The sequence below is a fragment of the Fulvimarina fulva genome (genome assembly GCF_039652615.1).
In the GTDB taxonomy this organism is placed as follows: domain Bacteria; phylum Pseudomonadota; class Alphaproteobacteria; order Rhizobiales; family Rhizobiaceae; genus Fulvimarina.
Map to the genome: position 1 here is coordinate 90,488 of NZ_JBDJAC010000009.1, position 21,774 is coordinate 112,261.

Genomic DNA, 21,774 nt, shown 5'->3' on the forward strand with positions numbered 1-21,774 from the left:
TTCCCGCAAGTGGGCTTTTTGCACGAAGTCAGGCGATGCGGGTCGGCGGGCTGCGTCGATCGAACAGCGAAAAGCCCAGGAACCCGAACGCAAAGCCGCCCAGATGAGCCTCCCAGGCGACATTGCCCTCACCCAATGCGCCGCCGAGACCGGTCGAAAACAGGAAGTTCGTGCCGAAAAACGCAGCGACGAATACGAGAACCGTCCGATTGGTGAGGCATGTCGCGATCGGCTCCAGCGGGAGCCGCATATCGCTGCGCATGAGACTGATTCGCCCGCCGCGCGGGAGTGCGAAACGGCTTGCTCCCCCCATCATGGCAGAGACGGCACCCGACGCCCCGATGACGGGCGCAAGCAGATCGGGATTGAGCAGGAAGAACAGCGCCGCGCCCGCGACGGACCCGGCAACGGAGAAGGCGAGAAAGCGCTGGGCGCCAAGGCGACGGGCGACCGGGGTTCCGAAAACCAGGAGCCACAAGCTGTTCAGGCCGATATGCATGCCATCGCCATGCAGCAGCATGTAGGTGACCGGCGTCCAGTAATCGGCGCCGGCAAGTCGGTCCGAGCAGTCGATCGCCAGATCCCCGTAGCAGCCGGGTATGAAGGCAAGGTTCAGGATCATGGAGCGATCCAGTTCCGGCCCCGCCACATAGACACGGAAGAGATGGACGGCCACCAGAACCGCGATGCAGACAAGGATGATCCCCGGTGCGTTGAAGGCCGGCGGCGGCCGGCGGCGGATCGGTTGATAAGGGTCGGGCTGTGGTGTCACGTCGTATCCGGTGCGGCTTGTCTCAGGTCGAATGGCAAGCGGGTTGAGCGAATTGGACGTTCAAGCCCCGCTTGCGACGAGTCTCGGTTCACATGTCAAACTCGAAAGCTCCACTCAAAACAAGATTGAGGGTCCTCGTTCTTTGATTCCGGCCTACGTGTCAAAGCTGCGGCTTATACCGGCGGACCTTTGAAACCATCGGTTTCATGGGTCGTCGGCAGCCCAAGCGGCGTTTGAGCCGTTTGCCGGGCGTGGATTGACCCAACGGGTCAATTCATTCATCCGGCGCTATGACAGGGCGCGCATGCCGGGATCAGACCACAAAAATAATAGGGCCGAAAAGTTTCATGCGTCTTCAGATCACACGGATGCGCAATCAAAAAACTGGTGCCTGTCTTGACCTGTTTGATTGCGATTTCGCCTCTTAAGATTGTGCGTAAAAAAATGGGCCGCCCTCGCGACCGACGCGCGCTGACGACCCTTCAAAATCCTGCAAGGTGTGAGGTCAGACACCCCCGACAGTGTATTCCGTGCTGCAGATGAGGAACCAGAAATGTCCTGATCCCACTGATAACGCAACTTTTTCAAGCCCGCAAAGCTTAGCTCAACTCATCGTTAACGCGTCCATGCAGGCTGCGTGACGACTGGGGGCAGCGTGCTTGATGTCGGCGAAACCGAGGCGATCCGCGCAAATTCACGCCGGACGAAAGCCATTCGCCCGGCGGAGTTCTCCTATCCTGGTCCTATTCCGCGGGTTGGCCGCGATCTCCCAGAAGCTGGGGCGGACCCTTGAGCAATTTCTCGTCAACGAAGGGGCTCGGATTTGCAGCCTCGGCCTCCGCATCGTTCCGGTAGAACTGCTCGTTCCTGTAGAGCTGAAGCTTGTCGCGACCGAGGGCCCGAAGAAGTCCCCACATCAACAACAGCAAGACGAACGCAAACGGGAAACCGGCGATAACGGCCGCGGCCTGAAGAGCGTTCAATCCGCCCGCAGCGAGCAGGATCGCCGCAATCGCGCCCTCGGTCGAGGCCCAGAAAAGGCGCTGGATCTTGGGTGGATCGTCATGGCCGCCGGCGGTCAGCATATCGATCACGAAGCTGCCCGAGTCCGACGAGGTCACGAACCAAACCGCGATCATGACGAGAATCAGGGTCTGTACGATAGGCGTGAGGGGATAGGATTCCATCAGCACGAAGATCGTGTTGCCATAGCTTTCCTTCGTGGCCTCGATCAGTCCCGGATCGCCGTTGAGGCTCATCTCGACCGCAACGCCGCCGAAAGCCGTGAACCAGAAGAACAGGATCGCGGACGGAATGAACAGAACGCCCAGAATGAATTCCCGAATCGTGCGCCCACGCGAGATGCGGGCAATGAAGATGCCGACGAATGGCGACCAGGAAATCCACCACGCCCAGTAGAAGATCGTCCAGTTCACCTGCCAGTCGGTGCCCGAATAGGCTTCGGCCCAGGAGCCGAAGGTGATTATCTCGGAGAGGTAGTTGCCGGTGTTTTCGAGAAAGCTGTCGAAGATAAAGAGCGTCGGCCCGAAACTCACCGCAAAGACGAGAAGCACAACGGTCAGCCAGATATTGAAAGCCGACAGACGGCGGATACCGTCGTCGAGCCCCATCATCACGGACGTCGCCGCCAAGGCGGTCACGCCTGCGATGAGGATGATCTGGACGAAGACATTGTTGGGAACGCCGAAGATCGTTTCCAGACCGTCATTGAGCTGGATCACACCGAGACCGAGCGTGGTCACGATACCGAACATGGTGCCGAACACCGCGAGTATGTCGACGATGTGGCCTATAGGGCCGTAGATTTTCTTGCCGATAAGCGGAAACAGGGCCGAGCGGATGGACAGCGGCAATCCGTGACGAAAATGGAAATAGGCAAGCGACAGTCCCACCATCGCGTAAATCGCCCACGCATGAAGTCCCCAATGGAGAAACGACAGAACCATCGCCTCCTTGGCGGCGGCGGCTGTCTCCGGCTCCTCCAGCGGAGGCGAGAAATAGTGAAAGAGCGGCTCTGCGACGCCCCAATAGACGAGGCCGACACCGATGCCGGCCGAAAACAGCATCGCGATCCAGTTGAACAGGCTGTATTCAGGTTGTTCGGTCTGCGCGCCAAGACGTATATCGCCGAACCGGCTAAGCGCCAGGTAGAAGCTCAAGACGAGCGCGACATTCACGATGATGATGAACAGCCAGCCAAACTTATTCACGATCTCCTTTTGAAGCCAGGGAAAGAGCTCCGAGGCCAATTCCGTGAAAAAGGCGCCGAAGACGATGAAGCCAAGAATCAGGATGGCCGAGACGATAAACACGGGCACACTGACATGGGGAAAGGGGCCCAGAGCCCTCGTTTTGACTTCTCCGCCAGACTCGGTTTCGGCCATGCCTTCTCCATTTCTCAAAATTATTGATCATCCCTTTCGTAACATGAAACCCCCGGGCTGTCGTCAAGTCCGTGATTTCAAGAAACGAACCGCCAAGTGTCCGCACGTATTGCGTGCAGATCCGTCGATGCAACTCTTCCCACGCGGCCGCATTATTCTGGCATCTGACAGTTTAATGACGCACAGAAACGGGAGTTGAGCGATGATCCGCAGTATTCTGAAAGCCATCTTCGTGGGCTGGGTCGCCCGGAAGTTTACGGGTCGCGGCAGCCGCCGCGCGCCGCGGCGGTATTGAGCGAATACCGATCAAACGAAATCCGGTGGCATCTGGTGCTGCCGGGATCAGGTCGATACGAAAAGGGCCGGCTCGACGCCGGCCCTTTTTCATATTGCGCTCATGCATCGATATCGATTTCGCTGCGTGAGCGAGGCTCATGGATCGGGCATCCGTTGAGCTTGGATCTCAACTTGCTGCTTTCCTCATAGGATTGCTTTCGCACACGATTGACACCGCCAAGCGGCTGATGGGCGGCAAGCCCGGTCCAGGGCGAAAAGCGAAGCTCGTCGTCGAGTTGTCGATTGCGGTCTTCCTCGTAGGCCGGCTGCGCTTCGACATGGATCGTTGCGACCGGCACGAAGGGGCTTTCCTCTTCGCTCCATTCGACGGTTGGATCCTCGACGGGCATCGCCTCCAGATCCCGGCAGAGCTGAACCCGCAGTTCGAAACTCGCACCACCACCCCGGGTCGTCGCGTTCATCTCCTCCCGAATGGCGTCGGGTCGGCCATTTATCTTCAGGTTGTCGCCTTCGACCTTCTTTGCCTGGCCGCCTGCCGGAGCAACCTGGAATTTCGCGATATAATCCCCGTATCGGTAGGCTGTCTGGCTGAAGAACGTCTGGCCGAGAGGATGTGTGTCGGGGGCGCCGCCAAGCGTCTGGATCGTCGGCGACCCGCCAAGACCCGTCTTCTCCAACCCCTTGTTGACCACCTGCAGGAAAGCCGAGGCGACCTTCTTCGCACCTTCCATCCGATCGGTCGTCTTTGCGAGCAACCCGAGCGTCTTTGAGAAATCCGCAGCCGAGGCTGCCGAGAACACCGGGCCGTTGATAAGGACGAAGTCCTGTGTCGTCGCCTTTTCGGAGCCCGGAAGGCGATCGCCCTCGACATTCAGGACCTTCACCGCAAGACCGCGTGGCACCGACACGGAATCGTCCAGGATGTCTCCAGGGTTCGTGGAGAACCGCATGATGACCGGATGCTCTTTCGCGCTTTCGAAAAGCCCCTGGCGATATTCGGGCGGCAGGTCTGGCTTGACCGTCATCGTGCCGAACAGTTCGCCATGGTTTTTGGCGTGGACACCGCGAACCGCGCGGCCATAATCCTCCTTCGTCGTCTCGACGATGTGGTCGAAAGAGTCTTTCAGATCGGCGAGCGTTTCACCTTCCTTTTCCTCCATGGTTTCGACGCCCGGGTGAAAGCGAACCGGCTCCTGATACGTGTTCGACATGCAATATCCCTTCCGATTTGACCGCGCTGACGGAATTCTCCGGCGACAAACGTGTTCGGAGCGACGGTGAGCGGTGTGTTGAAGGTCAAATGCTTCAGACGTGAATGAGTTCGCGGATTTTTAGCCGGCGAAAGCAATGAAGCGCTCGGCAAATGTCCCACCGCAGAAGTTCCGGGCAGGATGCTACGACTTGCAAAGGGGAGTTGGCAAAGAGGAGCCGGTCGAGCGAAATGCCGCATCGTGATCGCACTCGCACCTTGCAGTCCCATCTTAAACCCTATGCGCCGATTCATCTTTTCCTGTCTCGCAATCATCACCGGGCTCGCCATGATGACCTTATCCGCATCAGCCGGTCCGCTGTCGGCGTATCGATGGGAAGCGCGACCCGTCCTCGTCTTCGCGCCATCTCTTGGAGAGGCTCAACTCACGCGCCAGGTCGATCTCTTCAGGCAATCGAGCGATATGATCGACGAGAGAGATGTGGTGATCCTTCTCGTCGCCGGTGATACCGGCGATCCCTTCGTGCGATTCGGGCCGCAGGGTCTCAAACTCCTGCCTCCGTCGAGCAGGCCGCTCAACCGGACGCTGCGCGAAACCTATTGCGTTCCGATAGAGGCCTTTACCGTCATCCTTATCGGCAAGGATGGCGGTGAGAAGAAGCGGTGGCGCGAGGTGGTCGATCCGCGCGCAATCTTCAGCGCAATCGATTCCATGCCCATGCGCCAGCGCGAAATGCGCGAGGGCAAGTGACGGCCAGCGTCCTGAGCCGTTTTCCCAGGATCACGTGGCGGCTGCCCGTGCAGACGTTTTCGCGCCGCTCTTGGCACCCGGCCTGAACTGGCCTATTCCTCGACATCGATGGTTCCGCCGAGCGAACGCGAAGCGGATGAAAAGGGAACACGGTGCGGCTTACCCATCAGGGGCCAAGACCGTGGCTGCCCCCGCAACTGTATGCGCCGAGCAATGCCCGAGACACCACTGGCTTTTTCAAAGCCGGGAAGGTGGGCAAAGCGACGACCCGCAAGCCAGGAGACCTGCCATCGTCAACGCGCCGAGCATGGCGCATGTCGTAACAACCTTCGCGCGGCGGGCGCGGAAAGGACTTTATCATGCATATCGAACCCGGCGTCGTCGACGGCGCCAAGATTGCACTCAGCTATGCGACGGGCGTCGCCTCCCTCGGCCTCATGGGCAAGATGGCGCTAGACACGATCCGGCACGACGGCGGCCTGACCGCGCTCGCAACCCGGTCCATGGCAGCGACCGGCCTCGTCTTCGCCTTCTTTCAGATCCTCCCCCACTATCCGGTGGGCGTTTCCGAAGTTCACTTCATCCTCGGCTCGACGCTCTTCCTGCTCTTCGGCGGCGGCGCGGCCTCCATCGGTCTCGCGCTTGGGCTTCTCTTCCAGGGCCTGTTCTTCGCCCCCTTCGACCTGCCCCAATACGGCATGAACCTGACGACGCTCATCGTGCCGCTCTTTGCCATCAGCCATCTGGCGCGCCGCATCATCGCGCCTCAGACGGCCTATGTGGACCTGAGTTACATGCAGGCCTTCAAGCTCTCGACGGCCTTCCAGGGCGGAATTGTCGCCTGGGTCGGCTTCTGGGCATTCTATGGTCAAGGCTTCGGCGCCGAAAACCTTGCCTCGGTCGCATCCTTCGGCGCGGCCTACATGCTGGTCGTGATTATCGAGCCGATCGCCGATCTCGCAGTGCTCGCCGGCGCAAAGGCGCTCGACCGTTCCAAGACCTCGCCGTTCCTCAACGCCCGCCTGCACCACGCGGCCGCCTGATACGGCTTTCGATCTCTGAGAACCGAAAGGCGGTGCCGTTTGGCGCCGCCTTTTTCATGTTCGGCTCTCGCTACTTCCCGGTCCATTCCGGTTTGCGCTTTTCCAGGAACGCGCCGATGCCCTCCTCGGCGTCCTTGGCCATCATGTTGTCGACCATGGTGCGGGCCGCATAGTCGTAGGCCTCCGACAGGGGCATCTCCAGCTGGCGGTAGAAGGCTTCCTTGCCGGTTTTCACCGTGAGCGGCGACTTGGATGCGATGGTGGTCGCGTATTTGCCGATGATCGTGCCGAGATATTCCGGCGGCACGACCCGGTTGATGAGGCCGAACTCGCGGGCGGAGCGCGCATCGATCCGCTCGCCGGTGAGGAGCATTTCCATCGCATGCTTGGGAGCGACGTTGCGCGAGAGGGCCACCATGGGCGTCGAGCAGAACAGGCCGATATGGACGCCCGGCGTCTGGAACTGGGCTTCCTCGGACGCGATGGCCAGATCGCAGGACGCGACCAGCTGGCAGCCGGCGGCGGTGGCGAACCCGCCGACCTCGGCGATGACCGGCTGCGGCAGGCGGACGATAGTCTGCATCAGGTCCGAGCAGAGCCGCATGGTCTTTTCATAGAAAGCGCGGCCGCCGTCCTCGTCGGTGCGGTGGGCGGTGAGCTCCTTCAGGTCGTGGCCGGCGCAAAAGGTCTCGCCCCTGGCCGCGAGGATGACGACGCGGCAATCGGCATTTTTCCCGCAGCGCTCGAACTCGGCCTTCAGGGTCTCCATCATCGCGATGGACAACACGTTCGCCGGCGGGTTGTCGAGGACGATCCGGGTAATGCCCGGCCCCTCCTCCACCGTGATCAGGGCATCGCTTTTTGCTTCGGGCGACAATTCGACGATATCGGCCAAGATGGGTCTCTTCAGATCGTGAGCTTGAGGGCGGTGGCGGCGACAAAAGTCGCCGGAATGGTTCGGTTCGATTTCGGGCCTGCCATTGGCAGAGCGACCCGCCTCGTATAGCCAACCCGTCATCAGCGAGGTTGAAAGACAAGCAGATTCAGGACTGCTTTCGCGGCTCAGGATAGGGCGACGGGGCAGCGGGAAGCAAGGCGGGAGGGCCGACACATGCAGGCGATCGATAGCGTGGACGCGATGAACGCGTTTCTCACCGAGCACTTTCCCGAACTCTCCGAAGCCATGCCGGGCCTCAGCGTCGCCGAGGTGAGCCCACGCCGGGCGACACTGAAGCTCGAGACGGAAAAGCGGCACTTGAGGCCTGGCGGCACGGTGTCCGGCCCGACGCTGTTTGCCATTGCGGACGTTGCCGGCTGGCTGTCGATCCTCACCGAAGTCGGGCCAAAGGCGCTGACGGTGACGACCAATCTCAACATCAATTTCCTGAAGAAGCCCCAGCCCGGCGCGATCCTCGGCAAGGGACAGGTGCTGAAGCTCGGCAGCCGGCTGGCGGTGACGGAGGTCTCGATCGTCAACGAAAGCGACGGCGATCTCGTCGCCCATGCGACGGCCACCTATTCCATTCCGCCGCGCTAATGCATTGGGCCGCCATTGGTTTCGTCATTTATGTCACAGGTGGAACACGACTGTTTGAGCGGTCACGTTAACGCTTCATTTAGCCTGTGCCCTGACCCTGTTGGCATCTGAAACAGCGAAGAGGGGAATTCGCGATGAAGGCAACAAGACACTCGCCGAGCCTCGGTATCGCCGCGGCATTCATGCTGGTGGGCCTTCCGGTCGCGCTGATGATGATCGGCGGCTGACCAGACCAGTTCTGAGGGGAACCCGAGCCGTTCCGGCATAAGCCGGGGCGGCTTTTTTATGCATCCTGCCCCGAATTCTCTCGCCCATGCCTGCCGGCGCGCACCGCATCGCGGCCGGGTTGATCGGTCTTCCTCTCGTCGGCGTCGGAGACGCCGGTTTTCCGCCGCGCCTCGATCAGGGCGGCGATGCGCCGGAGGCAAGCCCTCCGAATTTTTGTTTATTACGGCTCGCCTCCAGCGCACCGCGCGGGGTTTGTCGAACTCGCTTCGCCCGAACCTTCGGCCCCTGCCCTGCCCGAACCGATCCATGCCAGCCTCGCGCCGCGCCTTTCGGGCCGGTGAAGGGGGGATGGAGCGGCCCGGCCAAGGCCAGACCCCAAGATTCGAGCGGCTGTTGGCGTTTCACCCGCCCGAGGGCAGGTTCAAGTGGGCCAATCCACACCCGTGCCGTATTACACGAGGAGCCAACGGAGCCGCGAGCCGTCCGGGACATGAGTCCCTCCGGAAGAGACCATGCCGCAGACCCGCACCATCCGCCCGAAAGCGATCCCGGCGATCACCCGTGCCCTTTGGGCGAATGGTGATGGAAGTATGGGGGTGTGGTGTGGGATGGGGATAAGATTGTTACCGTTGAAGAACCACAAAACCGCGAGTGCACGTAATAGTCGCGGAAACAAAACCCTTCGAATGTCTCACCCGCATCGCCTTATCCAGATTGGTATCTAAAACGCTGTTTCGATATATTTCGGAACAAATCTCGCGATGCGTTCATATTCTTCGAGAGTGCCGCGCTCGATACCCAACTGTTGCAACCTTCTTGAATAGCCGTCCTGCTTAGTCATATCACTCTTGTGCAATAAAATTCTCTCCAGCTCTGTAAAATTAAACTGCGGAATTCTATAAAACTCCCTCTCCTTCCCTTTGTATATCGGGGACATTTTCGCGCGCACTGCACGCCCCAACTTGGCTGCGCTGCCGGATTTTCTTTTACCGAATACACCGCCTATCGTACACATATTGGCGCTATCCGCATAAATAATCTTAAGATGAATATTGAATATTCCATCCTGCCTTCGTGTTGCAAAACTGTTCCTCAGCATCTTAGACAGAAGAATCCCACTGACCGTCGGAAAGTTCTTGTCATTGAAATTGTTCGCTGGCAAGCTGGCAATAAGGCTCTTCATTGCAGGAAATTTTGACCGAATCACATCTTTTCGCTGTCGATCGCTTTTCCTGCCCGTTCCTGCTGGTGGCTCAGCACAAATTGTAAAGAAGACCACATCACCCGCCTTAGCATTCTCAGCGAGCGAATTTGTCAATTCCGCGACTGACGGAGATATTGTGGACTCAAGATCAACCCAAAATACTGTGTTTCTTGTCGTCTCATCCACCAATAAAAAATCCGAAAACTCCCCCTCGTGCATCCTAATTCCATGAAATGGCTTGTTGAACTTGCACCGATTGAATATATCATGGTCCCGTTCTACACTTACATAGTCAGAGAAACCTATGTATCTCTCCATCATTTGGAAATCAATAAATTTAGTTCCGCCAAAACCCACATAACGGTAGTCAGAGATTGTAAAACCGGACTGACGAGCCAAGCCGAGATATTCAACTATGGCTCGCCTCTCGATTTGCTTCTCCGGCCGAACATCATAAGCGATGAACGAAGCGGTCGACTTAGCCATCAATCAATCTCGTTTTCGCGGAAATAGTCGTAGGTATATCTTCCGACGTCGCTATTGGACATAGATCTGTTTCCGATAGCCTCCTTCACGGCTACCAACTCTTTTTTGTCTACTCTGTATTGTATCGACGTAGTGGGACTGGATTTTCTGACTGGAGCTTTGAAAGTCGTAGCCGCACCAGATGGAGAAAGGCGCACAGCAGAAGACTCGCCGATCGCATCAGATAGCTCATCTGTTGTTATCGTTGTGCCATCCTCTTGATATCGACTATCAAGGAACCGTGTAACCTGCCTTCCGACGTCGGCCATACGTTTAAGAGTGCGCTGCCATATAAGATTATCGGTATTCACGCCCAATTTTGTTGTTGTCCATGGAAGAGCCTCTGGTTGGTCTGATGCGAAAAATACAAGCCCGACAAAAGGCCGATGTTTAGGCTGAAAAGATGGAAGGTAACCATCTATACCCCACCCGGTTAATGCATTTTTATCGTAAGAAATGACAGCCCGACCGTTGCAGTAAACATTCCAACCGGCGCGGTCTGCAACGTATCGCTTATCCAACGGAGTTCCTAGCCCAGCCATAATAGTGACCGACACGTTATCAACCGTAAAGGAGTCAGTCGCCTTATTTGTACTAATTGTAGCCTGCCTTGATGGAACCTTCTCTTTGTTTATATATACATTTACAATCTTCGCGGTGAAAAAAGAATAGGCAACGGAAACGCGCCGTTTTAGTTCTTCGATGAACGCGGTATCTTCCAACCTAGAGGCCACTGCCGTATAGATACCAGAGATGGTGATTTTAGTCGTCCCTTTCTCTGAAGGCAATCTAGGGGCGATAGGAAATGTCCAAGGCTGCTCAGTATCTTTTTCCCATTTCATCACGTCTAGGTTCATTGAGAAGCCTCCCGACGGATGCTCGGAAATGATCTCTACATGTCGGCCTAATTTAAATAACGCACGCTTTAGTCCAATACCATAAACACTTAACGAGTCTTCGTGATGGGAGTCTTCATCACGAGCGCCAAAAATAAATACTTCGTTTTGAGCGTGATCCAGAGCGATGCCGCCGCAGTCGTCATTTATCTCTATTGCATTGGGAAGAATTTTGATGTTGACCGAGAATTGCGGTACAATATTGCTCTCCAGAACAGCAATGTACGCCGAAGCCTTTTTGTCATCAACCGCTTTGGCTTTGAGTGCAGCGTTTATTGAATTATCAATCAGATCAAGAAACGCATCCGCTAGACTAATGTCCCGCGTCAAAAGCGAGATGAAGAGTCGCTTTTCAGCATGCGCCTTAGCTTTCATAGCTTTATCTCCTCTTCAACGATAAATGGATCCCTGGCGACCGTCGAACGAGGATTGGGCTCGTAGATTGGCTTTTCGAGCGGCCGGAAACCTAATTTGCCTTCCTCCCACTGCCGAAAGCGACGTTCCGCAGTTTGGCAAAAAGCGCCACTGAGTTCTGCTCCGATAAATCTTCGCCCCTCAATCACCGCCGCGAGGCCCGCACTTCCCGACCCGCTAAACGGATCGAAGATTACTCCAGCAGCTGGCGAAAGGGCACGAATTAATCTTTGAGCCAAGGCGATGGGAAACTGGCATGGGTGGTCTGTTTTCTCCACATGATTTGCCTTCACGTTTGGAATTTCCCAAACATCTCCCGGATTCTTCCCCAAAGGATTACTGCTCCACTGACCCTTATTGGGGCCTTTATAGTACTTCTTACCGCGGTATTTTTGCGGCACCCGAACAGCATCTAAGTCGAAGAAATATCTTTCGCTTTGAGTAAACCACAAAACACTTTCATGACGCCCACTAAAACGGCGGGCCGAGTGCACCCCATGGCCAAAACTCCATATTATTCGATTTCTTAATTTTATTCCTGGTACTTGATTGAAAGCACTGTAAGCTAGAAAGTCAAGCGGAACGCAGACGCCGCCCTTTACATGATGCCCGACCTGCCAGGCAATACTTCCATCAATCTTTGTCACCCGAGCGATTTCAGGCGCAATTCGCGAGTGATCTTTTACAAAATCATCTACCTTATAGGATGTATCATAGGATTTGCCCATAAAATAGGGTGGCGAGGTAAGGGTTAGATCGAGATAATGGTCATCCATCGCCTCAATCAAATCGAGGCAACTGCCATTGAATAAGACGAATGGCGCTCCTTCTCTCGAGGCAAGAAGGGCCTTATCGGCGTTTTTAGTTATCATATTTCATGCCATGATTCGCTTACGCCGACAGTACAATCTCAAGCTGTCTCTATCTAGAGTCGTTTTAGGGGTAAAGCACCTACAATCTCGTTCCTCAATGGTTCGAGTTTACGCCACTAGATAAATTTACCGCCCCGGACGCCCCGTCTTCGTCGGCCTGCGCTTCCGCCGCTTCTCGTCGCCCTCGTCCTCGTAGCTCCCGCGGCCGATGCGTTCGCGGCGGATGGGGGCGGCGGCGTTTTCGGGGGTGGGGCGCTTGGGGGCTTCCGGCTTCTTCGGCTTGGCCTTGTCCACCGGCTTTTCCGTGCGGCCGACGGTCATCTCGTCGAGAGAGTTCTTGCGGAACAGGGAGCGGCCGCTCGTCGGCTCCTCCGAGGACGATTCCTCGCCCTTGATCCGCGAGGCAATGGGTTCGCCGCCGGGCCCGAAGACCGGATTGCGGCGGTTGGAGGCCGGGGTCGCGGTGTCCGTGCCGGGGCCCATGTCGTCGAGAGACGGCTTGCGGAACAGGGAGGCCGGGGCTTCGACCTCACCCGAGCCACGGGGTTTCAGCGGTTCGCCGCGCGGGCCGAAGCGTTCGCCGCCGGCGGGTGAGCGGTCGCGCTTGGCTTGTCTGCCGTATTTCGACTTGCCGGAGGCCGGCGACATCGCCTCCTCTTCCATTTCGATGGCGGCGGACAGGGGGTCGGCTTCCTCGACGGCGTTCTTGCCACCGCTCTTCCGGCCTTTTCCGCCACCCTTGGAAGGTGATGGCGATCCGGCGTCGGGGCCGTATTCCAGCTCCTTCGCCTGCAGCTTCTTGATCTCGTCGCGGAGTTTCGCGGCCTTTTCGAAGTCGAGATCGGCGGCAGCGCCACGCATCTCCTTTTCCAGATGCTCGATATGGGCGCGCAGATTGTTGCCGACGAAGGCGCCGGAATCCTCAGAAACCCCGCCGGTATCCACCCGGACGTGATCCTTCTCGTAATAGCTGTCGAGAATATCGGCGATCTTGGCCTTCACGCTAGCCGGCGTGATGCCGTGCTCGGTGTTGTAGGCGAGCTGCTTTTCCCGCCGCCGGTCGGTTTCCGCAATGGCGCGCTCCATGGAGCCGGTCTTGTTGTCGGCGTAGAGGATCACCTTGCCGTCGACGTTACGCGCCGCGCGGCCGATGGTCTGAATGAGGGAGGTTTCCGAGCGCAGAAACCCCTCCTTGTCGGCATCGAGAATGGCGACGAGGCCGCATTCGGGAATGTCCAGCCCCTCGCGCAACAGGTTGATGCCGACGAGGCAATCGAACGCGCCGAGGCGGAGATCGCGGATGATCTCGATGCGCTCCAGCGTGTCGATGTCCGAATGCATGTAGCGCACGCGGATGCCCTGCTCGTGGAGATATTCCGTCAGATCCTCCGCCATGCGCTTGGTGAGGACCGTGCAGAGGACGCGGTAGCCCTTCTCGACGGTTTCGCGGATCTCGCCGAGAAGATCGTCCACCTGGGTGCGGGCCGGGCGGATCTCGACCGGGGGATCGGTGAGGCCGGTGGGGCGGATGACCTGCTCGGCGAAGACGCCGCCGGCCTGCTCCATCTCCCAGGTGGAGGGGGTGGCCGAGACCGCGACGGTCTGCGGGCGCATGGCGTCCCACTCCTCGAAGCGAAGCGGGCGGTTGTCCATGCAGGACGGCAGGCGGAAGCCGTATTCGGCGAGCGTCGCCTTGCGGCGGAAGTCGCCGCGATACATGGCGCCGATCTGGGGCACGGTGACGTGAGACTCGTCGATGAAGACGAGGGCGTTGTCGGGCAGATATTCGAAGAGGGTCGGCGGCGGATGGCCGGGCTGGCGGCCCGTGAGATAGCGCGAATAGTTCTCGATGCCGGGGCATGAGCCGGTGGCCTCGATCATCTCGATGTCGAAGCGGGTGCGCTGTTCCAGCCGCTGGGCTTCCAAGAGGCGGCCGGCCTTTTCGAGCTCGGCGAGGCGGTGCTTCAGCTCTTCCTTGATGTGCTTGATCGCCTGATTGAGCGTCGGGCGCGGCGTGACATAGTGGGAGTTGGCGTAGATCTTCACCGACTTCAGATCGTCGGTCTTCCTGCCCGTCAGCGGATCGAATTCCTGAATGCTCTCGATTTCGTCGCCGAACATGGAGATGCGCCAGGCGGCATCCTCAAGGTGGGCCGGGAAGATCTCGATGGTATCGCCGCGCACGCGAAACGAGCCGCGCTGAAAATCCATATCGCGGCGCTTGTATTGCTGGGAGACGAGATCGGCGAGGAGCTGGCGCTGGTCCAGCCGGTCGCCGACCGACATCTGGAAGGTCATGGCGGTGTAGGTTTCGACCGAGCCGATACCGTAGATGCAGGAGACCGAGGCGACGATGATGCAGTCGTCCCGCTCCAGAAGCGCACGGGTGGCGGCGTGGCGCATCCGGTCGATCTGCTCGTTGATCGAGGATTCCTTCTCGATATAGGTGTCCGAGCGCGGGACGTAGGCCTCCGGCTGGTAGTAGTCGTAATAGGAAACGAAGTATTCGACCGCATTGTCCGGGAAGAAGGACTTGAACTCGCCATAGAGCTGGGCGGCGAGCGTCTTGTTGGGCGCAAGGATCAGCGCCGGGCGCTGGGTGCGCTCGATGACATTGGCGACGGTGAAGGTCTTGCCCGAGCCGGTGACGCCGAGAAGCACCTGCGTCTTGTCCTCGTCGGCGATGCCGGAGACGAGATCCTCGATCGCCGTCGGCTGGTCGCCCATGGGCGTGTAGTCCGAGGCGATGCGGAATTTCACGCCGCCTTCGGACTTGTCGGGCCGCGCCGGGCGATGGGGCAGCCAGACCTCGCCGTTCTTGATCAGCGGGTTGCCCTCGGAGATCAGCTTGGTGAGCGCCTCGACAGTCGCGGTGACGGCGCCTTCCGGCAGGCTCTTGGCGTCTTCAAGCGAGACATCCATGCCGGCGACGGGATTGAGGCCGGCGGCAGCGCGCTTTTTGGGGTCGGTCGTGCCCCCCATGGAGGTGCCGCGCGCCGATCTCATCGGCTTCTGCTTCTGGTTCGCGCTATCGGCGGGCTTGGATTTCTTCGGCTTGGCATCGCGCGCGGACGTCTTCGGCTTGGCGTCGGCATCCTTAGGCGAGGCCTCCGGATCGTCGGCCGTACGCTCTGCGCGCGTTTCGGCGGTCTTCGCGATTTCCTCCGCCCAGGAGCCGATCGGGCCGGAAAAGGCTTCCGAGGCGTCGAATTCAGCCTGCGGCGCTTCGCCGAAACCATCGGGCGAACCACGGCGCGCCGGGCGCGTGGGATCGAACGCCGCCTCCTCGTCGAACCCCTCAGGTTCGGAGGAGCGGGACGCGGGCTTGCGCGACGGGGAGGTGCGGGATCGGGAGGCCATGGCGGAACATATAGAGACCGAACGGCCGCTATGGAAGGCGGGAAACCGGTCTACGCCATGCGGCGCAAGCGCACCGCCGCATGGCGCGCGTCAATCGCGGGCGGTGAGCAGCCAGGCCGCCTCGTCGACCTCGGCGTGGCGCTTCAGGCCGCCGGGAATGCGGCCCTGTTCGAGAAGCTCCGTCTGGTAGCGCGCGCCGTAGCAGCGCTCGATCTCCGCCGCATCCACGGAAAAGGGCGGACCATCGAACAGGCGCTGGTCGTAGTCGAAGGACAGGAGCAGTTGTCGTGTCGCGCCGGTGATGTCCGCGAGATGGGCGGCGTAGCGGCTGCGCATCTCGGCAGGCAAGGCCACGAGGGCGGCGCGGTCATAGATCGCGTCGACGGGCCCAAGCTGCTCCGCCGTCAGGGCGAAGACGTCGCCGACGAAGATTTCGATTTTCGGTGCGCTGTAGCGGGTCAGCTCACCGTCCTGCCCGATGGTCGGCTCGATCCCGAGATCGGCGAAGAGCTGGCCGATGGCGACCGCGCTCAAGTCGATCCCGACAAGGTGGAAGCCCCGGTCGAGCAGCCAGTGGATGTCGATCGTCTTGCCGCAGAGCGGCAGGAAGACGCGCGCGCCCTCGCCGAGGCGGAGCGCTTCGACATGCTTGGTGAGGAGCCGGTTGGGCCGGCCCTCATGAAACGCGGTTTCGCCCTTGTCCCAGCGCTCGTGCCAAAAATCCGCTTCCATGTCCGGCCTCCCTCGCGCGCCTGTTCAGAGCGCGTCGACCAGCGCCCCGACGATATGGTCCTGCACCTCTTCGGAGAGATAGGGATGCATCGGCAGGCTGATCACCTCACGGGACAGCCCGTCGGTTTCCTCCAGCACGCCGCCGGCCACCGGGAAATGCTCATAGGCGGTCTGGCGATGGAGCGGGATCGGGTAATAGACGGCCGTCGGCACGCCCGCCTCGCGTAAGCCCGTCTGAATGGCCTCGCGTTTCTCCGGCTCGGGCAGGCGTATGGTGTACTGCGCCCAGGTCGAGATCGCGCCGTCGGCGAGCTTCTGCGGAATGACGTGGCCGTCCAGCTTCGCATGGTAGCGCGCGGCGATCGCCGTGCGGGCCTCGATCTCCTCCGGGAAGATCGCGAGCTTTTCGAGAAGGATCGCGGCCTGGAGGGTATCCATGCGTCCGTTCATGCCGATGCGAACGCAGTCGTACTTGTCCTTGCCCTGACCATGGACGCGCATGGAGCGCATGATCGCGGCCAGTTCGTCGTCATTGGTCTGGATGGCCCCGCCATCGCCGTAGCAGCCGAGGGGCTTTGCCGGAAAGAAGCTGGTCGCGACGACATCGGCCCATTCGATCGAGAGCTTGCCGTCGGTGGTGGCGCCATAGCCTTGCGCGGCGTCGGAGATCAGCTTCAGGCCGTGCGCATCGCAGACCGCACGGATGGCTGCATAATCGGCGGCCTGTCCGAACAGATCGACGGCGATGACGACGCGCGGGGTGAGCTTGCCCTCGCGCTTTACCGCCTCGATGGCAAGATCGAGCTTGGCGGCATCCATGTTCATCGTGTCGCGCTCGACATCGACGAACACCGGGGACGCGCCGAGCCAGGCAACGACCTCAGCGGTCGCGGCGAAGGTGAAGCTCGGACAGAACACGGCATCGCCCGTGCGAAGACCCCAGGCCATCAGCGGCAGGGCGAGCGCGTCCGTGCCGGAAGAGCAGGACAGGGTATGCTTGGCCCGCCCGAAGGAATCAAGCGCCGCCTCGAGCTCAGCTATCTCCGGTCCCATGATGAAGGCGCCGTGATCGAGCACCGTCGCCATACGGCGGTCGACCTTGCCGCGAATGCGGTCGCGCTGGGTCGCGAGGTCGATGAAGGGAATGGCCTGGGGCGGAGGTGTCCGGTTCATGGAATGGCTTGTCTCGTTGGGATCGACTGCAGTGCAGCACGTGACGCAGATCGGCGCGTCGTGCCAGTCAAAAAAGATAACGGTCGTTTATCAAGCCGGCGTTCGGCATGAGCGAAGCGCATGCGCGACATCGCAAAAGAGCTTGTCGCGCCCGATTATGGCTGTATCGAGCCGTTTCCGGATGACCGCCCCTCGCCTTTTTCGAAGCTTGTGCGAGACTTGCCGTGCCGTTCAGGCTGTTTTCTTTTCGGCGAGAATCCCGAGGACATACATCGCCACGGTGGCGCCGGCGATAGCCGTCACATCGGCATGGTCATAGGCCGGAGCGACCTCCACGACATCCGCGCCGATCCATTCGAGATTTTTCAGATGGTGGAGGACGGCGAGCATCTTGGCGGATGACGGCCCGCCCGCGACCGGCGTTCCCGTGCCCGGCGCGAAGGCCGGATCGAGGCAGTCGATATCGAAGGTGAGATAGGCGTTGGATCCCTTCGTCCGTTCGTAGATGCGCTCGGCGATGGCCTTCGCGCTCATTTCCTCGACATCGTAGCCATAAAGGATGTCGATGCCGCAGGTCTCCGGCGCATGGGTGCGGATGCCGATCTGGATGGAGGTCTCGGGATCGACCAGTCCGGCGTCGACAGCGGCCTTCACGAAGGAGCCGTGATCGACGCGCGGAGACCCGTCGTCATCGCTTGCGACCGGCCAGGTGTCCTGATGGGCGTCGAACTGCACCAGCGAGATCGGCTCGTGCCATTCGCGGCAGGCCTGAAGCAGCGGAAAGGTGACCGAATGGTCGCCGCCAAGCGAAAGCAGGAACTGGGTCTGTTCGAGAAGGTTTGCCGCTTCGTCGCGAATCCGGTCGTGTGCCGTCTCGGGCCGGCGATAATCGAGCGCGCAATCGCCGTAATCGGCGACGGACAAGGTCTCGAACAGGTCTCGATGGAAGGGATATTGCGGATCGTTGTCGAAGATCGCAGAAGCGCGGCGGATGGCCTGAGGACCCAACCGCGCGCCCGGCCGGTTCGAAACCGCACCGTCATAGGGAATGCCCCAGACCGTGACGTCCGTGCCGGCAACATCCTTTGTGAAGCGTCGCCGCATGAAGGACAGAGCGCCCGCATAGGTGGGATCGCTGGCGGCGCCGAGCGTTCCGGTGGCAGTGAAGGCGTGGTCGGGTGAGGAATCGGCCATTGGCGATCAAGATCCAGCTGGTTCGCGTCGGACCGCCTATATGGCGCGCGGATCGCCGGCTTCGATTCCCCCGACGGTGCTTATATGCCGCCGGGCTCAGCCGGCACGCAAACCAGCCAGAGCCTTGCACCCATGGGGTGAAACCCGCTCGATCCGCGCCGCGAAAGCGGATTTCGAAACTGTATACGCACCTCAAGCGCTTCAACACCGTGTCCGATCTCATCAGCCGGACACGGTATCGAGCGGTTTACCCCTGCCTCTTTCCGATCGCCATGATGGATTTGTTGAAGCCTGCGACCTTCTCCATCTTGATCTCGGCATCCCCGAACAGGTCCGCCATCATCCGCTTCGTCAAGAGGCGAATATCGGCGACATTCTGATAGGCTTCCTCCGCGGTTCGGGCACGCGGATAGAAGCCAAGATTGAAACGCCTCATCAGGGCCGCGCGGACAGCGAGCGGAAGCCATTGGAATCCCGGTACGCGGAAATGCGGCTCGAGCGGGAACCAGAAGTTCGGCGTCTGGACATAGTAGCTCTTGCCGAGCCGCCGGACATTGTCCGCAAATGCCTTCATGCGCCCATAGTCGCCCACATGCTCGATCACGGAATTGGAGTGAACGATATCGAAGGTCCGCCCTTCGAACAGCTTCGGGTCACAGGCATTGCCGAAAAGGCTGGTGAACTGCGCCCCCCTTACCGCCGGAGCTTCTTCATTGTTAACCAGCGTAATCGAAACCCGGTCTCCGAGCTCGCGAAGATAGTCCTCGCCGATCACCCAATATTGTTCGGTTCCACCGACATCGAGGATGTCGGCACGCCCGTTCTCAGCAATCGATGCGTCGATCAGTGTGCGCACCTCAGCAAAGCGACGGGTGCGAAAGCCACGTTCGAGGCTTTTGGGATTGCTCATCGGATCCGGCTTGGACCAGCGCGACGATGTCAGCGAGAGCGTTTGCATAAGAGGGCCTCAAAATCCGTGTGTAAAATCGGCAACTTACCTATCAATGAAGCGCTTCGGCTGAAGAATTCAAGACACAAAATTCTTTTACTCTCTCTTACTCAAGCACGAAGATGTCATATTCAATCTTAATACAGTATAGTTCAATTTTTATATTTTTGGAATGGGCGTTTCGGTGCCTCACTCGATCTTCTGCTGCTTGGAAGCGGTGCTCTGCGCTGGCGCTGGCCAAGCTGAGCTGGAGCAATGGGCCGGAGCCTGGACACAAAAAAAACCGCCGGGCGAGCCCGGCGGCTTGAAGGCATTCGAGACAGGTGCTCCGAAACCGAAGCCCGTTCGATCAGCGCTTGGAGAACTGGAACGAACGACGGGCCTTTGCGCGGCCGTACTTCTTACGCTCGACGACGCGGCTGTCGCGGGTCAAGAAGCCGCCCTTCTTGAGGACGGGACGCAGGCCCGGCTCGTAGAAGGTGAGAGCGCGAGAGATGCCGTGGCGAACCGCACCGGCCTGACCGGACAGACCACCGCCGGCGACCGTCGCGATGATGTCGAACTGGCCGTCGCGATCAGCGGCGACGATCGGCTGACGGAGCACCATCTGCAGGACCGGACGGGCGAAATACTCCGCGAAGTCCTTGTCGTTGATGATGATCTTGCCGGAGCCGGGCTTCACCCAGACGCGAGCGACGGCATCCTTACGCTTGCCGGTGGCATAGGCGCGGCCGTACTGATCGAGCTTTTGAACATGGACCGGAGCCTCGGGCTGAACGCCCGTATCGGCCTGGCCGAGATCTTCGAGGGAGGAAAGCTGGGACATGGAAATTATGCGGCCTTCGCGTTCTTGGAATTCATGGCGCGGATGTCGAGCATCTCCGGCTGCTGCGCGGCGTGCGGATGTTCGCTGCCGGCATAGACGCGCAGGTTCTTGAGCTGCTGGCGACCGAGCGGACCGCGCGGGAGCATGCGCTCGACGGCCTTTTCGAGAACGCGCTCAGGAAAGCGGCCTTCCAGGATGTCGCGCGCCTTGCGCTGCTTGATGCCACCCGGATAACCGGTGTGCCAGAAATAGGTCTTGTTCCAGAACTTCTTGCCCGTGAACACGGCCTTGTCGGCATTGATGATGATGACATTGTCACCATCGTCCACGTGCGGGGTGAAGGTGGCCTTGTGCTTGCCGCGCAGGCGGAGCGCGACGAGCGAGGCGAGACGGCCGACGATCAGTCCTTCGGCGTCGATCAGAACCCACTTCTTCTCGATCGTCTCGACCTTCTGAATGAAAGTCTTCATGGGGTTGGTCCCGGTGTTGGTAATTTCGGTCGGCGCCGGCGATGTCGCGCGCCACATAAAAAAGGGCGGGCCACCAAGGACCCGCGCTTCATGAGGGCGATCTACGGGCAGATGCGCGCCATGTCAAGCAACAAATGGAAAAACCGACACGCCGGAAAAGCCGGGTTTTCAGAGCCTCTGCCCAGATTGGTATTATAATACCGCAATGCCAGACGATCTGGCAAGTTCGCTTTTCCAGACGCGAAGCCTAGCTCTGAAGCGGGACGCCGGAACGAAAGCGTGGTGACTGCGTGGCGGATGAACAGATCGACGACGTCGTCGGTATTCTCGACAAGCTGAAAGAACTCGCAGAAAGCGACAAGGCCGTTTCCGTCGACGACGTGACGAATGCGTTCGGCCGACGCGGTTACGGGCCGCTGCTGGCGGTGCCGGCGCTTGTCGGCGCCTCGCCCGTCGGCGGCATTCCGACCGTGCCGACGATTCTGGCGATCGTCATCGTCATCATCGCCGTCCAGATGGTCTTTGGCGCACGCAGTTTCTGGATGCCGGGCTTCCTGTCCGACCGGGCCGTCTCCTCGAAAAAACTCGGCAGCGCGGTCGATCGGATGCGCCCATGGGGCAAGCGGCTGGACCGGCTGTTCAAGGACCGTTTGGAGGCCTTGACGAGCATGGTCTTCGAGCGCATCGCGGCGCTATGCTGCGTGCTGCTTGCGCTCCTTGTCCCGCCGCTCGAATTCGTGCCTTTCGCTGCCGCGGTGCCGTTTCTCGCGATCCTCCTCTTCGGCATCGCGCTCGCGGTTCGCGACGGCCTCGTCATGCTGGTCGCTTTCGCATCCGCAGCCGGCGCGGCCTATGCGGCCTACATCTTTTTCCCGTCGGACACGCCGTCCTGGGTGCCGTTCTGAAGGCTGCGACG

18 protein-coding genes and 1 riboswitch are annotated in these 21,774 nt (G+C 59.7%); of the genes, 4 read left to right on the top strand and 14 right to left on the bottom strand.

Features of this window, described 5'->3' with window-relative positions; translation table 11 throughout:
- Positions 1-28: 28 nt before the first annotated feature.
- The 3 genes from ABDX79_RS13645 to ABDX79_RS13655 all read right to left on the bottom strand — a co-directional run bounded on the left by ABDX79_RS13645 (position 29) and on the right by ABDX79_RS13655 (position 4,685).
- Entirely contained in the window at positions 29-772 is a 744-nt protein-coding gene (locus ABDX79_RS13645) for a rhomboid family intramembrane serine protease (protein WP_346220852.1), read from the bottom strand.
- A 743-nt stretch (positions 773-1,515) separates the two neighbouring features.
- Positions 1,516-3,177, bottom strand: coding sequence for a BCCT family transporter (locus ABDX79_RS13650; RefSeq protein ID WP_346220853.1), 1,662 nt, complete (start codon positions 3,175-3,177; stop codon positions 1,516-1,518).
- A 395-nt stretch (positions 3,178-3,572) separates the two neighbouring features.
- Positions 3,573-4,685, bottom strand: a complete 1,113-nt coding sequence (locus ABDX79_RS13655; protein WP_346220854.1) for a catalase family protein — start codon at positions 4,683-4,685, stop codon at positions 3,573-3,575.
- A 279-nt stretch (positions 4,686-4,964) separates the two neighbouring features.
- On the opposite strand from ABDX79_RS13655, the gene ABDX79_RS13660 reads away from it, so the two are divergent.
- A complete protein-coding gene (locus tag ABDX79_RS13660; RefSeq protein ID WP_346220855.1) occupies positions 4,965-5,435 on the top strand; it encodes a DUF4174 domain-containing protein in 471 nt (156 codons plus the stop codon).
- Positions 5,436-5,527: 92 nt separating this feature from the next.
- Positions 5,528-5,741: riboswitch (cobalamin riboswitch) on the top strand.
- A 53-nt stretch (positions 5,742-5,794) separates the two neighbouring features.
- Positions 5,795-6,478 (top strand): energy-coupling factor ABC transporter permease, encoded by a 684-nt coding sequence (locus tag ABDX79_RS13665; RefSeq protein ID WP_346220856.1) that lies wholly within the window; start codon positions 5,795-5,797, stop codon positions 6,476-6,478.
- A gap of 70 nt (positions 6,479-6,548) precedes the next feature.
- Here ABDX79_RS13665 and ABDX79_RS13670 read toward each other — a convergent pair whose 3' ends face one another.
- Positions 6,549-7,373, bottom strand: coding sequence for an enoyl-CoA hydratase (locus ABDX79_RS13670; RefSeq protein ID WP_463671174.1), 825 nt, complete (start codon positions 7,371-7,373; stop codon positions 6,549-6,551).
- 216 nt (positions 7,374-7,589) lie between these two features.
- Here ABDX79_RS13670 and ABDX79_RS13675 point away from each other — a divergent pair, with 216 nt between their 5' ends.
- Complete coding sequence (locus ABDX79_RS13675) at positions 7,590-8,015, top strand: PaaI family thioesterase (RefSeq protein ID WP_346220857.1); 426 nt, start codon at positions 7,590-7,592, stop codon at positions 8,013-8,015.
- A gap of 949 nt (positions 8,016-8,964) precedes the next feature.
- Here the strand turns inward: ABDX79_RS13675 and ABDX79_RS13680 are convergent.
- The 10 genes from ABDX79_RS13680 to rplM all read right to left on the bottom strand — a co-directional run bounded on the left by ABDX79_RS13680 (position 8,965) and on the right by rplM (position 20,858).
- On the bottom strand, positions 8,965-9,933 hold the full coding sequence (locus ABDX79_RS13680) for an O-methyltransferase (protein WP_346220858.1): 969 nt from the start codon (positions 9,931-9,933) through the stop codon (positions 8,965-8,967).
- Positions 9,933-11,243, bottom strand: coding sequence for an ATP-binding protein (locus ABDX79_RS13685; RefSeq protein WP_346220859.1), 1,311 nt, complete (start codon positions 11,241-11,243; stop codon positions 9,933-9,935). Before ABDX79_RS13685 ends, ABDX79_RS13680 begins: the two co-directional genes overlap by 1 nt.
- On the bottom strand, positions 11,240-12,154 hold the full coding sequence (locus tag ABDX79_RS13690; protein WP_346220860.1) for a DNA-methyltransferase: 915 nt from the start codon (positions 12,152-12,154) through the stop codon (positions 11,240-11,242). Before ABDX79_RS13690 ends, ABDX79_RS13685 begins: the two co-directional genes overlap by 4 nt.
- 126 nt (positions 12,155-12,280) lie before the next feature.
- Positions 12,281-15,514 carry an excinuclease ABC subunit UvrB gene (uvrB, locus tag ABDX79_RS13695; protein ID WP_346220861.1) on the bottom strand — a complete coding sequence of 1,078 codons (3,234 nt, stop codon included), beginning with the start codon at positions 15,512-15,514 and terminating at the stop codon, positions 12,281-12,283.
- Positions 15,515-15,604: 90 nt separating this feature from the next.
- On the bottom strand, positions 15,605-16,246 hold the full coding sequence (gene tmpT, locus ABDX79_RS13700; RefSeq protein ID WP_346220862.1) for a thiopurine S-methyltransferase: 642 nt from the start codon (positions 16,244-16,246) through the stop codon (positions 15,605-15,607).
- A gap of 24 nt (positions 16,247-16,270) precedes the next feature.
- Positions 16,271-17,419 (bottom strand): DegT/DnrJ/EryC1/StrS family aminotransferase, encoded by a 1,149-nt coding sequence (locus tag ABDX79_RS13705; RefSeq protein WP_346220863.1) that lies wholly within the window; start codon positions 17,417-17,419, stop codon positions 16,271-16,273.
- 231 nt (positions 17,420-17,650) lie between these two features.
- Positions 17,651-18,613, bottom strand: coding sequence for an agmatinase (gene speB / locus ABDX79_RS13710; RefSeq protein ID WP_346220864.1), 963 nt, complete (start codon positions 18,611-18,613; stop codon positions 17,651-17,653).
- Between the two features lie 247 nt (positions 18,614-18,860).
- Positions 18,861-19,523 (bottom strand): class I SAM-dependent methyltransferase, encoded by a 663-nt coding sequence (locus tag ABDX79_RS13715; RefSeq protein WP_346220865.1) that lies wholly within the window; start codon positions 19,521-19,523, stop codon positions 18,861-18,863.
- Between the two features lie 388 nt (positions 19,524-19,911).
- Positions 19,912-20,388: a 30S ribosomal protein S9 gene (rpsI, locus tag ABDX79_RS13720; protein WP_346220866.1), complete on the bottom strand. Its 477-nt coding sequence runs from the start codon at positions 20,386-20,388 to the stop codon at positions 19,912-19,914.
- 5 nt (positions 20,389-20,393) lie between these two features.
- Positions 20,394-20,858: a 50S ribosomal protein L13 gene (rplM, locus tag ABDX79_RS13725; protein WP_346220867.1), complete on the bottom strand. Its 465-nt coding sequence runs from the start codon at positions 20,856-20,858 to the stop codon at positions 20,394-20,396.
- A gap of 290 nt (positions 20,859-21,148) precedes the next feature.
- On the opposite strand from rplM, the gene ABDX79_RS13730 reads away from it, so the two are divergent.
- Positions 21,149-21,763, top strand: a complete 615-nt coding sequence (locus ABDX79_RS13730; RefSeq protein ID WP_346220868.1) for an exopolysaccharide biosynthesis protein — start codon at positions 21,149-21,151, stop codon at positions 21,761-21,763.
- The last annotated feature ends 11 nt before the right edge of the window (positions 21,764-21,774 follow it).

Bases quoted from the DNA above. Each gene is read 5' to 3' on its own strand.
- ABDX79_RS13650 (WP_346220853.1), bottom strand. From the start codon at position 3,177: ATGGCCGAAACCGAGTCTGGCGGAGAAGTCAAAACGAGGGCTCTGGGC.
- ABDX79_RS13655 (WP_346220854.1), bottom strand. From the start codon at position 4,685: ATGTCGAACACGTATCAGGAGCCGGTTCGCTTTCACCCGGGCGTCGAA.
- ABDX79_RS13660 (WP_346220855.1), top strand. From the start codon at position 4,965: ATGCGCCGATTCATCTTTTCCTGTCTCGCAATCATCACCGGGCTCGCC.
- ABDX79_RS13665 (WP_346220856.1), top strand. From the start codon at position 5,795: ATGCATATCGAACCCGGCGTCGTCGACGGCGCCAAGATTGCACTCAGC.
- ABDX79_RS13675 (WP_346220857.1), top strand. From the start codon at position 7,590: ATGCAGGCGATCGATAGCGTGGACGCGATGAACGCGTTTCTCACCGAG.
- ABDX79_RS13680 (WP_346220858.1), bottom strand. From the start codon at position 9,933: ATGGCTAAGTCGACCGCTTCGTTCATCGCTTATGATGTTCGGCCGGAG.
- ABDX79_RS13685 (WP_346220859.1), bottom strand. From the start codon at position 11,243: ATGAAAGCTAAGGCGCATGCTGAAAAGCGACTCTTCATCTCGCTTTTG.
- ABDX79_RS13690 (WP_346220860.1), bottom strand. From the start codon at position 12,154: ATGATAACTAAAAACGCCGATAAGGCCCTTCTTGCCTCGAGAGAAGGA.
- uvrB (WP_346220861.1), bottom strand. From the start codon at position 15,514: ATGGCCTCCCGATCCCGCACCTCCCCGTCGCGCAAGCCCGCGTCCCGC.
- tmpT (WP_346220862.1), bottom strand. From the start codon at position 16,246: ATGGAAGCGGATTTTTGGCACGAGCGCTGGGACAAGGGCGAAACCGCG.
- ABDX79_RS13705 (WP_346220863.1), bottom strand. From the start codon at position 17,419: ATGAACCGGACACCTCCGCCCCAGGCCATTCCCTTCATCGACCTCGCG.
- speB (WP_346220864.1), bottom strand. From the start codon at position 18,613: ATGGCCGATTCCTCACCCGACCACGCCTTCACTGCCACCGGAACGCTC.
- ABDX79_RS13715 (WP_346220865.1), bottom strand. From the start codon at position 19,523: ATGAGCAATCCCAAAAGCCTCGAACGTGGCTTTCGCACCCGTCGCTTT.
- rpsI (WP_346220866.1), bottom strand. From the start codon at position 20,388: ATGTCCCAGCTTTCCTCCCTCGAAGATCTCGGCCAGGCCGATACGGGC.
- rplM (WP_346220867.1), bottom strand. From the start codon at position 20,858: ATGAAGACTTTCATTCAGAAGGTCGAGACGATCGAGAAGAAGTGGGTT.